Genomic DNA, 10,820 nt, shown 5'->3' with positions numbered 1-10,820 from the left:
GCCATGGCTGATTCTGCCGACACCAATAACTCCTTACAAGCCTCCACAGCTACATCATTACGCCATTTTTGAATGTCTCTTTGAAGACCTTCAATGTAACCATCCAGCGCTGACTCAAGAGCATATTTTTCTTTGGCGGTGAATTTCATCTGTTTATTTCCTCCTTTAGAGGGGCCGTAGCCTCGCAATAGTCAATTAATCCACTGGAGCCATCATCAGGCAGGCAAATTCTCGTCAACAAATTCAGAGAGATTATCGACGAGCCGGAGTGCTTCCTCAGCTCTTGCAATCCAATTTTTCATATGCGGCTCTTTTTCGATTGTTTCTTTAATCTGCAAATTCAGCAGTTCGGAAACAAATTCAATCGCTTCCTGGGCTTCCTCTTTTGAGTTAATCAAGCTTGAACGCATGGCCTTGCGAATTAATTCTTCCATAAGTATCCTCCCAGGTTAAAGCCCTTCGGCTGTTGGATATGGGGCTGTAGTCCCTAACACTGCTGGCTTGCTTGACCTTCGCCTTCCCTTAAGAGTTCTGAAGAGCTAGCCCTCACGCCTCACAGGGATCGCATCGGCCCATTCCCATACTTCCGATTGCTCCAGATCTGGAGTCCGTTCGTAAATGTTATGGTAATCTGCTTCAGCCACAGCCTCTACACGATATTCCATCCGTCTTCCGATCTGATCCTTGCCTCTGAAATAGAGATGCTTCCTGTCGTCCGACACTACCTTCACAATCGCAGAGATGTGCAGCCAGTCCTGCAGATATTCCGCAGCAGCTCTGCCAGTGATCATCGGCAGTGAACTTGTATTCCCCACACATATTAACTCCTTTCGTTGTTAGCAGATTTTCTTTATTTCAATTACGAGAATATCCCTCGCTCCATGCCACCAAGCCGATTAATCAAATGATCTTTCATACAGTTGGGTAGCTTCTCCAATGGTCTTGAAGTCAAATTCATAATACACGGCATGTGTGACTTCATTAATCTGTTCTTTGGACCAGCCTTTTCGTTCCAATGCTGCCTGGATATACCCAAGGCACGCATTATTGCTCCACTCTTGCATATGGCCTTCCTCCTTTGATTTGTGGGACATTCACATTTCCTCATGAATCCCACTATTAAAAACAACCTCTCGAAACCGGCCTCTATCTATCTCGCTGAATCTATGACCCTTTCATCGCTCAAGAAGATATAGGGATAGTCATGGGATACCACCCTGAACCCTGGATAACCTCGTGCAAAATACACTTCAAGCTCCCGCGCAAATGCCTCAGAATCAACCGACTTCAAGGCCCAAATCCTTTCTCCAACCATACTTTTGGTTAATGGCTTATCGTTAACTAAGGATTTCATATCTACATCCCCGTTCTCATGATTTGGCTTAACGCAATTTTGCGTTGAGTGGTTAGGCGCGGAGATCCTCTCCTTACTTCGAACTGAGCGCAAAATTGCGTTCAGTATAAATCCGGGGCTTGTCCCATATCCCTACAAGGAAATACGCTGCCTCACTAAGTTAAGAATGTCTTCCGGAAGATCCAGAATGATGGTCCGTAGTAGGTGAAGTTCTTCCTCCGCCTTTTGACGCTCTGGATCTTCAGTAAAGAACTTTGTTACATCGGCCAAAATCATGAGCTGCATATATCTGGTGGACAGTGCTTCTGCAAATTCCAATTTATTGGCCTCACTCATCTGATTCTCTCCAAATGAAGGATCATTAGTGAACAAATTCACCTTGAATCACACCCTTTTAATGCGAAATAATTGGACTGGCTGTTATGTATTCCTACACAAGCCCACGCCTTTTCAATTCCTGGCCGTAACCTCCTTCAAAAAGCCTTTTGAGTATGGACGAAATACACCGGTTTGTGATGGCTTCCAGACGTTCGAGTTGCTGCTGATATACTTGTGGGTTGTAAACATCCGTATGATTTTTCAATTCCTTGATCTGCTCTTGCTTCAAGTACATGCATTCAAGCCGTTTAAACTCCATTTCGTAATGCATTTGAATGATCTGCTCTTTATTTGCCTCTACTTCTGAAAACAAAGGTCGCCGCCAATCTCTAATTGCGTCAATCTCCTTTGACTTCTTCGCCAGTCGCTGAGCAACACTTAATAACTTCCCCATAGCCCCTACTCCTGTTCTTGTTTAATGAGCCCAAAGCGCTGCTTCGGGACGTTGAGGCAACTCAGCAGGAAACAAATCTTGGTATTCTCCGTAAAATCCATAATTGAAAAGGAGAAAAGCTTTTGCTAAGGACTCCTTCCAATCCGAAGTAATCCTTCTACCCGGTGATCCTCCTCATCCTGAATAATGCACATCTCGCTTATAAACGCAGGACCATCACCACATTTAATGAGACACACTATTCCAAAAGCATCTGCAGCAAAATCCCTTAAACCAAGTGCCGCCAGTGCATCCCGTGAATAAGCCATTCTCGGCTGTTGCACGCCTGAAATATCCCACATAGCTGATACAATCTTTTCTTCTATTTGTGTTCCAACTGGCAACTTCATAATTTGTTCGTCCATGTTTTCTCCCTAAAACCAAATTGGGTAATCTCAATATTTGATGTTGAATGAGTTCAGATTATGAATTAGTTCCTTATATAAACACTGAGTTAAGGCTATAATGATAATGTTTGCTTCATTCCAGCTCTGCTTTGTCTTGCAGGCATGCCCAGGCGGCATCAGCAATAGCAATTTCCACTCTCTCCCGTTCATCCGGGTCTGTAACAAGATGGTCATCGCAGATATGAACCTTTGTCTCACCAAAAGTGTAGGTTGCAACAATCATGCCAGCATCCCCCCTGGCATTATGTGTATGCCGGGATGATCGAGGGACAACCATGATTTCCACCTCGCTTTCGTACCTTTTTTATATAAAGAACACTTCGAGAAATTCGTACATAACTTGAGTTATATAATTTACAATCTACCCAGCATCATCCGCTGATCCTCCGTAACACACTTGAGACAATTTTTCCAAAAAAAATATATCTTCAAATGATTTATCGGGGAAATTCTTAAGTATTTTTGCCATTACATCTTGTCCTAGAGAGAATCTATTGTCGTCCACAGGGAGCTTGGCTCTCCATAGTGAAGATCTTGATGCGCCTAAGAAGTCTGCAAATTCCTGTTCAGACATTTTTTTATCTTCTTGAAGTTTATTAAGAATTCCGGGCTTTGGAATGACTCTCATTGTTTCTCACCTCCTGTATCAACCTTGTTACAAAAACAATATACCACTACCGTAACACGCTTGCAACAATAAATTTCAAGGGTGATACACATTGATTGTTTCATACTTGAAACACTTTCTGTTAAAATGGGAATGGGTGATACAGAATGAACTTAAAAGAGTTTGGCATTTATTTTGCAAAGTTAAGAGAACAGAGTGGCTATAGAAGTCAAAGAGAACTTGCATTGAAATCTGGTGTTAGTCACTCTACTGTAAATCGAATAGAATCAGGCACACATAAAGTTACTCCTGAGAATTTAAAAGCATTAGCTCCACATTTAAAGGATGTGGACACCGATGATTTGATGAGGGCTATGGGATATTTAGAGAATGAAGAACCCATTAAGCCATCATCTGGATCTAAATACTACAATCTCACAAATAAAGATGAAAAAGACATCGGTAAAGACCTTGAACGTATGCTTGCCGATCTTGAATCAAATGAGGCATTGGCCTTTAACGGCGAACCTATGGACGAGGAAACCAAACGATTATTTGCCATATCACTTGAAAACTCTCTACGGTTGGCCAGAGAACTCTCCAAGAAAAAGTTCACTCCAAATAAATACAGAGATTAATCAGGAAAGGGATACAGGATGATCAAAACCACTGTAGCCCAACTGATCAAGAAACACAGAACCAATGACCCATTTGAGATTGCATCCCAGAAAAACATCCTGGTTCTTTTTGAATTGTTGGGTGACATGTTAGGCTATTATAATTCCAGTCGTCGATTGCAAATGATACATATTAACAGTGATGCCTCTCTGCAGGACCAGCGTTTCACATGTGCTCATGAATTAGGACATGTCATTTTACATCCGAACGTGAATACTCCATTCCTACGAAGACATACTCTTTATTCTGTTGATCGTATTGAAAGGGAAGCGAATCAATTCGCTGTAGAGTTGTTGATGCCTGATGAGTTCCTGTATGAATTTAGGCATAAGAATTTCACAATGCAGGAGACTGGGGCTATTTACGGAGTACCCTCTGGGCTTGAAAGGCTAAAAAAGCTGTCTGATTTAGAAATATAAAATTATGACTGTCACCACTTGGAAATACATAATTCTTTTAAAAACAGGCGATGCACTGTGCTAGAATGCACAATGCATCGCCTGTTTTTTTGCGGAATCAAATTATTTTCTATACTATTTACTTCTATTATTATTTCCTTAAATGTAAGATTGCAAAAAAAAGTGAACCTGCTCAGTGCCCAGCACAGTAGGCCGTCGCTAATTCGAAGTAGCAGAAAACCGTAATCTGAGGTATAAGCGATTTTTTTCAAAGCTCGTAAAAAGAAGAAACCGACAAGTAACGCTCGTACGTTACTTCTCCCTTCCATAATTCGCGTGAGTGGCGCCGTGACGAATTCATCAGTCAGCACGATTACTAATTGGTTATTACTATTGTAGAAATAAGTAAAGAAACTAGCTTCTCTTAAATTTAGAGATACTTCATCAACATTCCCCAATGTGAATGTTTTCAACTCAACTACTTTTAGATTTCTAATTCATAAATTTGCAAGTCCGCCCACTTACCGTTACGTCACCGCGGGCACTTCTCGTTCTTTTCGGCGTGCCGGGTTTTTGCGGTCTCCAGCACTCTAGACGTGTCTATAAAAGACGCGCCTAGTTGCTCCGGCAACCACATGGAGTGTGTACACACATGTGGTTAATTTGATTTTTAATAATAATTGAGGTTGTTTCCAATATAAATCTAATCTTTAGAATGCCTTTTTAACCAGTTAGGCATGAAAGCCTCGCTAGTCGGAATTCCTTTGTAATATTTATGATATTTATCATTTTCCCATAATTTCTCAATTTCATCAGTTTCAGTTGATGGAAATAATTGATTATTATTGCGTTCAAAAATGTAGCTGTTGTTGCATAAATTACATTTTACTGCAAACTTATTTGATGAGAATGTAGAATAGATAGAAAGTTCATGTCCACAGTTAGGACAGTAAACTCCGTAACGGCGTGTAATAAGTCTTTTTAAATTCATATTTAGTCACCTACACCAAATAATTTTTTAATCATTACTGTCTGTTCTGGTGTTGGTTGTGCCCAGTTTTTAGCTACTGCATACCCAGAACCACGAACAGTCCACTGTCCATTATAATAAGATAACCCAAATCCTAAGTCTCCCTTTGTTAGTCCCAATTGCTCATGACTTAAAAATGCACCATAATTTTTTAGAGTTGTTCTGTTCAGCATATTACACTAAAGAATAATTCAACCGGACATTAAGGTCGTATTTAGTGGTTTTTTAATGCTCATCCCCGTATAATACATCCATAAATCTTTTCTTATAACCTAAAGGGGATGTACATATTGGATGTAGCACTATACTTGCGAAAATCCAGAGCCGATGAAGACGCCGAACGGCGCGGCGAAGGTGAAACTCTGACCAAACATAAGACAGCTCTACTCAAACTTGCCAAACAATTAAAATTAGATATTATCCGTATCCGTGAAGAGATTGTCAGTGGTGAAACCTTAGTCCATCGCCCAGAAATGCTGCAGTTGTTAAAAGAGGTTGAATCTGGTGAATATGATGCCGTCCTTGTTATGGATATTGACCGCTTTGGACGTGGCAATATGCAAGAGCAAGGATTGATTCTGGAGACGTTCCGCTCAGCCAAGACTAAGATTATAACTCCACGGAAGACCTATGACTTAATGGATGAATTTGATGAGGAATACAGTGAATTTGAGGCCTTTATGGCCCGTAAGGAGCTCAAAATCATTACCCGCCGTATGCAAGGTGGACGGAAACGCGCTGCGGAAGAAGGTAATTTTATAGGTACACGTCCGCCATTCGGTTACTTAATCGAGAATCTCCCTGATGGTCGTGGTCGTACTCTAAAGTTTCATCCGGAACAAGCTGATATCGTAAGACAAATTTTCGCTTGGTATACACATGAAGATCCGGAACAACAAAAGGGAGGCGGCAAAATCGCATCAGAATTGGAACGGCTTAAAATCCCTTCTTACAAAGGTGGTAGTTGGTCAGCCTCTTCTGTCTTAACCATGCTAAAAAACGAAGTATACATTGGAAGAATCCAATGGGGAAAGAAAGAACTAAAAAAAAGCAAGGACGGAAGCAAACACCGCACCTCTCGCCATAGGAGCCGAGATGAGTGGGTTGATGTCAAAGGGAAGCACGAACCCCTCGTCGACAACGAAACCTTCCTGAAGGCAAGCCAGAGGCTCTCAGAACATCACCACTCCCCTCACCAGCTCAATGATGATGGGAAACCACGGATGACATCAGCCTTAGCCGGACTTGTTAAGTGCTCCGAATGCGGACTGACAATGGTCTACCGGTCATATTCATATAACAATCAACCCGCCCATTTTCGTTGCAATACCGTTGGTTGTCCTTCGCGCAGCAGCCGTTATGATGCTGTGGAGGCCAGAATCGTTGAAGGGCTTGAGGTTTGGCTTAACGATTACAAAATCAAATGGGGAAAACGAAATCACTCTACACCTCAGAGCGAGATCAAGCTAAAAGAACGCGCAATAGCCTCATTACAAAATGAAATAAAAGAACTAGAAAACCAAAGAGGAAAATTATTCGACTTCTTAGAAAGAGAAATTTATACCGAAGAGGTGTTTATAGAGAGATCACAAAATGTCTCCAGACGAATTACAGAAGCCAGCGAAGAAATCGGCAAGATTCAAAACGATTTGGATTTGGAATTGACCCGTAAAGAAGCAAGAAGCAAAATTATCCCTATAGCAGAATCTGTAGTTAAGTCGTACTACCAGACAGATAATCCCATGAGCAGAAATGCGTTATTGAAATCCGTGCTTAATAAAGTGGTTTATAAAAAGGGACCCGGCCAGTATAAAGAGCAGTTTGAACTGTTTCTGTATCCACGTCTATGATGAATGTGTAATTGTATTCACCCCCGCAGATGTGAATCCCGGTAAAGAGTTGATCCATGCAATGGTCTACGATCCGGGGAGCGGCAAATGGTCGCGCAAATGGCGGCCATTCCCGAATATGATCTATGACCGCTGCCGGATCCAGCGCAACGCCCGCTTTCAGCAGCTGCTCAAATTCCGCTCCCGCTATAATCATCTTACCTTTCTGAACCGGCCGCTGCGCAATAAATGGACGGTTCACCAGACCTTTTCGCAGAAAAGCCGCTTCCGCCAGCATATGCCGGAAACTTTGCTATATCAGTCTTCCGCCGATCTGCACCGGATGCTGAAATTCAGCCCTGTCGTCTACGTCAAACCAGCTAACGGCACCGGTGGACGCGGCATCCTGCGGATTGAACGGCAGCGGGACGGCAAGCAGCTCTACGATATCCAGGGACGCCGCCAGAACCGGCAGATTATTGCCCCCCGCAAGGTGTCGCTCACCCGTCTGGAGTCCATTGTGCGCCAATGGTGCCTTGGCGGACGCTTCCTCGTCCAGCAGGGCATCCCGCTGCGTCTGCCCAGCGGGCGCTACCACGACTACCGCATGCTCGTGCAAAAGAACGGCCAAGGCGTGTGGGAGCTGACCGGCATGGCCGGCCGGGTGGGAGCAGCCCGCAGCGTAACGTCTAACCTTCACGGCGGCGGACATGCGGTACGTGCGGAAGTCCTGCTGAAGAAATGGCTCGGCAGCGAAGAAAAAGCGTCCAAAGCCATGAAAACGGCTGAAAAACTGGGGCTTGAAGCCGCAGCCTTCCTTGAGGACAGCTTCGGCGCCCTGTGCGAGCTGGCGCTGGACCTCGCCATCGACCGCGAGGGAAAGATTTATGTGCTGGAGGTCAATCCCAAGCCGGCACGCGAAGTCTTCGCCCGTTCCGGCGACAGCGGCACCTACCGCAAAGCGCTGGTCCGCCCGCTGGAGTATGCGATGTGGGTGCATAAGAACAAGAACACGCCGAGTCCGGTGAAGACAACTGATGAGTAAATCTGTTACTCAAAGCCAAACAACCGCCTCTCTGAGTGATTCAGAAGGGGCGGTTATATATTAATTTAACTGTAGTAGGCTACTGGGGGTTTTCTGTCATCAAAACTCCAATTGAACTACCAGTAGACCACTAGTTGTTTTTTGGAAATTTCAATATCCATAACGCTATAACTAGAACTAATTGTATTAACAAGTACGAAAGAGGAAACAAAATCATCAATTCAATAAAGCCATCGTCAAATTTAAAATCAATAAAACCAGATCCAATGGCCTTATTCCCTTGAATTTTATTAAGGAAAAACAGAATACTAATACTAGGAATAGTACTTATACAAAACCAAATTAAATTATATCTAAACTTTCTGGTTACTAATGACATCATGCAAGTTACGTACAGTAGAATTATTAGAACAGAATAAACTATTAATATTTGCCTTATCCCTTCTTCCCCCCACTTCCCTACTTTTAAATCCATAATATGAATAACAAATAAATGCAAAATCACAATAAATATCACTTGTGAAATTGCTCTTATCCTAGTAATAAATTTGTTTTTCAATTATCTACACCTCACAGTTATGCAGTATGAATCTGATAGATACTCCTGCTGCAACGCAACCATACACAAAACACTATGATGCTTGAAATGATTTAACTTCTTTTCTTATTTTGATGAGATAATATAAAGCCAAAATAAATTGGATTACTAAAATACTCCCAGGAAGCAGAATGAACATTTCCACCTGATATTTTGGGAATAATTCAATAGAAACGACAACTGCATACTCACTATCTCCACTAGTTTGTATTGCTTTGAAAATTAACAAAAGTAAAAAATTCGGGAGCGTAGTTAACAGAAACCAGATGACATGGTACTTTATCCTCTGTGTCCTTATAAACAAAAAGGAATTAATAAAACATAAAAATAGCGGCACAAAGTATACCTTAAATGAGAATTTTAATAATCCTGTCCCCCACCCTTCTATTCTTATCTCAAGTAAATAGATTAAAATTAGATGTAATCCAACAACTATTAGTACATAAAGAATGGCTTGGAGTAATGTCTTTATCAATTTCTCCATTTGTCTCCCCTTTTAGGACAAAATTACATACAGATCATCCTTTTAAAGTAATTATCGGAACAATTATCACAATCTTCAATAGACTAACAGACTTTGTAGCCTTTAAATAATCCTTAAAGTTGTTGACGGGTTCATTATGTTTTTCATTGAAAAATAAGGAGATATTCGAGTAAACCTTATCATATGCACGAATGTTGTACTATTAGAGGGTAAGTTGATTTCTTGAAATACATTAGACTCTCAGGAGGTTCGAAACTTGTCAACAATCAGTAACGGCGGGACAACAATCCCTATATTTCCTTGCAGCTCCATAGACGAACAGTTGAATTTCTACCAAGCATTAGGTTTTGAAATAACTTATCGGCAAGCCAAACCAAACCTTTACGCTTGTGTCCGTCACCGGATTGCGGAATTACATTTTTTTGTACTCAAAAAACTGGAACCCGCAAACTCTTACAGTATGTGCTATGTAAATGTTCCAGACGTGGATGCTGTGTACAACGAATTTTGCGGGAATCTAAAAAAAGCCTATCACAAGGTCCCTTCCAAAGGTTTGCCTAGGATCACCAAGGTCAATAATCTTGCAGAGGATCGGAGATTCAACCTCATCGACCCTGCCGGCAATCGATTGATAATTGGACAAAAGCATGCCTCATCCATGCCAACTGAACAAGAACCTCCGTCAAGATTTGCCACTGCCTTCGAAACCGCATACCAATTGGCCTATGCCAAAGATAAACCCGCTGACGCAGCGAAAGTGCTTGACCTTGTGTTCTCGAAAGATGAAGAAGCAACATTAACACTACAGTACAAAGCTTTTGTATTACGAGCCGATATTGCTGCCTCCATGGATGAAATCGAACTTATGAGTAGTTATATTGAAAAAGTCGACAGTTTATCTTTGACAGGTGCAGAGCTTGAAGAAGTGGTAGAAGCAACCGCAAGATTAGATGAACTCAAAGCCAAACAACCGCCTCTCTGAATGAGTCAGAAGGGGCGGCTGTTTTAGAAATAACAACAGGCCATTTATTCATTCTCTGTTATTTCCATTTCATCACACTCATCATTTGGATAGCAGTATGTAATACCTTTCTTATATTTCATATATATTTCTATAGAATTCGCTTTAGATCTATCATAAAATAATAAACTCACTTTTTTAAATTTTTTGCTTTTAGCCACATCCACAAAAAATCTGACCTCATCTTTTGTAATGGCTCCCTCACTTTGTTTCACTAGTACTACAACATAATATGTTTTTAATTCCTTTACTCTTTCCTCGCTTGTTTTCGAATCGATTAGATATGGAATATGTTTATTGTTAATATCCGCTTGGATTTTGTTTATGAATTTATCATTACTTTCTATACTCACTTTATGGAGATAATCGTCTATATTAGATATCCACCCTAAACCCCGAGGTCCAAAAAGAGAGAAGAATATAGTAATAATAAAACAGACTATCATCAGGTTTTGATTATTTTTTTTTATTGAGTGTATTATGAATAATAGATAGTAGATCACAATTACCAATAAGATGAGACTGGGAATTACAGCATTTTCATATTGAGGCTCAATA

At 41.3% G+C, this 10,820-nt stretch carries 16 protein-coding genes; 5 read left to right on the top strand and 11 right to left on the bottom strand.

What is annotated here, in order from left to right; genetic code table 11:
* Positions 1-215: 215 nt before the first annotated feature.
* The 8 genes from ACQ76X_RS35290 to ACQ76X_RS35255 form a co-directional block, all read right to left on the bottom strand.
* Complete coding sequence (locus tag ACQ76X_RS35290; RefSeq protein WP_438498551.1) at positions 216-434, bottom strand: hypothetical protein; 219 nt, start codon at positions 432-434, stop codon at positions 216-218.
* A gap of 105 nt (positions 435-539) precedes the next feature.
* Positions 540-815, bottom strand: coding sequence for a hypothetical protein (locus tag ACQ76X_RS35285; RefSeq protein WP_438498550.1), 276 nt, complete (start codon positions 813-815; stop codon positions 540-542).
* 81 nt (positions 816-896) lie between these two features.
* Positions 897-1,064, bottom strand: coding sequence for a hypothetical protein (locus tag ACQ76X_RS35280; protein WP_438498549.1), 168 nt, complete (start codon positions 1,062-1,064; stop codon positions 897-899).
* A 422-nt stretch (positions 1,065-1,486) separates the two neighbouring features.
* Positions 1,487-1,690, bottom strand: coding sequence for a hypothetical protein (locus ACQ76X_RS35275; RefSeq protein ID WP_341377924.1), 204 nt, complete (start codon positions 1,688-1,690; stop codon positions 1,487-1,489).
* 94 nt (positions 1,691-1,784) lie between these two features.
* Positions 1,785-2,126, bottom strand: a complete 342-nt coding sequence (locus tag ACQ76X_RS35270) for a hypothetical protein (protein WP_438498547.1) — start codon at positions 2,124-2,126, stop codon at positions 1,785-1,787.
* A 125-nt stretch (positions 2,127-2,251) separates the two neighbouring features.
* Positions 2,252-2,530, bottom strand: coding sequence for a hypothetical protein (locus ACQ76X_RS35265; RefSeq protein ID WP_438498546.1), 279 nt, complete (start codon positions 2,528-2,530; stop codon positions 2,252-2,254).
* A gap of 115 nt (positions 2,531-2,645) precedes the next feature.
* On the bottom strand, positions 2,646-2,795 hold the full coding sequence (locus ACQ76X_RS35260) for a hypothetical protein (RefSeq protein ID WP_438498544.1): 150 nt from the start codon (positions 2,793-2,795) through the stop codon (positions 2,646-2,648).
* Positions 2,796-2,933: 138 nt separating this feature from the next.
* Positions 2,934-3,200 carry a hypothetical protein gene (locus tag ACQ76X_RS35255; protein WP_438498543.1) on the bottom strand — a complete coding sequence of 89 codons (267 nt, stop codon included), beginning with the start codon at positions 3,198-3,200 and terminating at the stop codon, positions 2,934-2,936.
* Positions 3,201-3,346: 146 nt separating this feature from the next.
* Between ACQ76X_RS35255 and ACQ76X_RS35250 the strand changes: the two genes are divergently transcribed.
* On the top strand, positions 3,347-3,817 hold the full coding sequence (locus ACQ76X_RS35250) for a helix-turn-helix domain-containing protein (RefSeq protein ID WP_438498541.1): 471 nt from the start codon (positions 3,347-3,349) through the stop codon (positions 3,815-3,817).
* A gap of 18 nt (positions 3,818-3,835) precedes the next feature.
* Positions 3,836-4,276, top strand: coding sequence for an ImmA/IrrE family metallo-endopeptidase (locus tag ACQ76X_RS35245; RefSeq protein ID WP_438498540.1), 441 nt, complete (start codon positions 3,836-3,838; stop codon positions 4,274-4,276).
* A gap of 682 nt (positions 4,277-4,958) precedes the next feature.
* Here ACQ76X_RS35245 and ACQ76X_RS35240 read toward each other — a convergent pair.
* Together ACQ76X_RS35240 and ACQ76X_RS35235 are read right to left on the bottom strand one after the other, a co-directional pair.
* A complete protein-coding gene (locus tag ACQ76X_RS35240; protein WP_438498539.1) occupies positions 4,959-5,246 on the bottom strand; it encodes a hypothetical protein in 288 nt (95 codons plus the stop codon).
* A gap of 2 nt (positions 5,247-5,248) precedes the next feature.
* Positions 5,249-5,458: a hypothetical protein gene (locus ACQ76X_RS35235; RefSeq protein ID WP_438498538.1), complete on the bottom strand. Its 210-nt coding sequence runs from the start codon at positions 5,456-5,458 to the stop codon at positions 5,249-5,251.
* Positions 5,459-5,566: 108 nt separating this feature from the next.
* Between ACQ76X_RS35235 and ACQ76X_RS35230 the strand changes: the two genes are divergently transcribed.
* The 3 genes from ACQ76X_RS35230 (at position 5,567) to ACQ76X_RS35220 (ending at position 10,223) form a co-directional block, all read left to right on the top strand.
* Complete coding sequence (locus ACQ76X_RS35230) at positions 5,567-7,135, top strand: recombinase family protein (protein ID WP_438498536.1); 1,569 nt, start codon at positions 5,567-5,569, stop codon at positions 7,133-7,135.
* A 61-nt stretch (positions 7,136-7,196) separates the two neighbouring features.
* Positions 7,197-8,159, top strand: coding sequence for a YheC/YheD family endospore coat-associated protein (locus tag ACQ76X_RS35225; protein WP_438498535.1), 963 nt, complete (start codon positions 7,197-7,199; stop codon positions 8,157-8,159).
* 1,338 nt (positions 8,160-9,497) lie between these two features.
* Positions 9,498-10,223, top strand: a complete 726-nt coding sequence (locus ACQ76X_RS35220; RefSeq protein WP_438498533.1) for a bleomycin resistance protein — start codon at positions 9,498-9,500, stop codon at positions 10,221-10,223.
* Between the two features lie 44 nt (positions 10,224-10,267).
* Here the strand turns inward: ACQ76X_RS35220 and ACQ76X_RS35215 are convergent.
* On the bottom strand, positions 10,268-10,820 hold a 553-nt coding region (locus ACQ76X_RS35215; protein WP_438498532.1), incomplete at its 5' end, for a DUF2304 domain-containing protein.

The organism is Paenibacillus sp. IHBB 3054 (assembly GCF_051594305.1).
GTDB lineage: Bacteria > Bacillota > Bacilli > Paenibacillales > Paenibacillaceae > Paenibacillus_AQ.
Note: the sequence above shows the minus strand (reverse complement) of the source record. Positions and strands in the feature narration are given on the sequence as shown.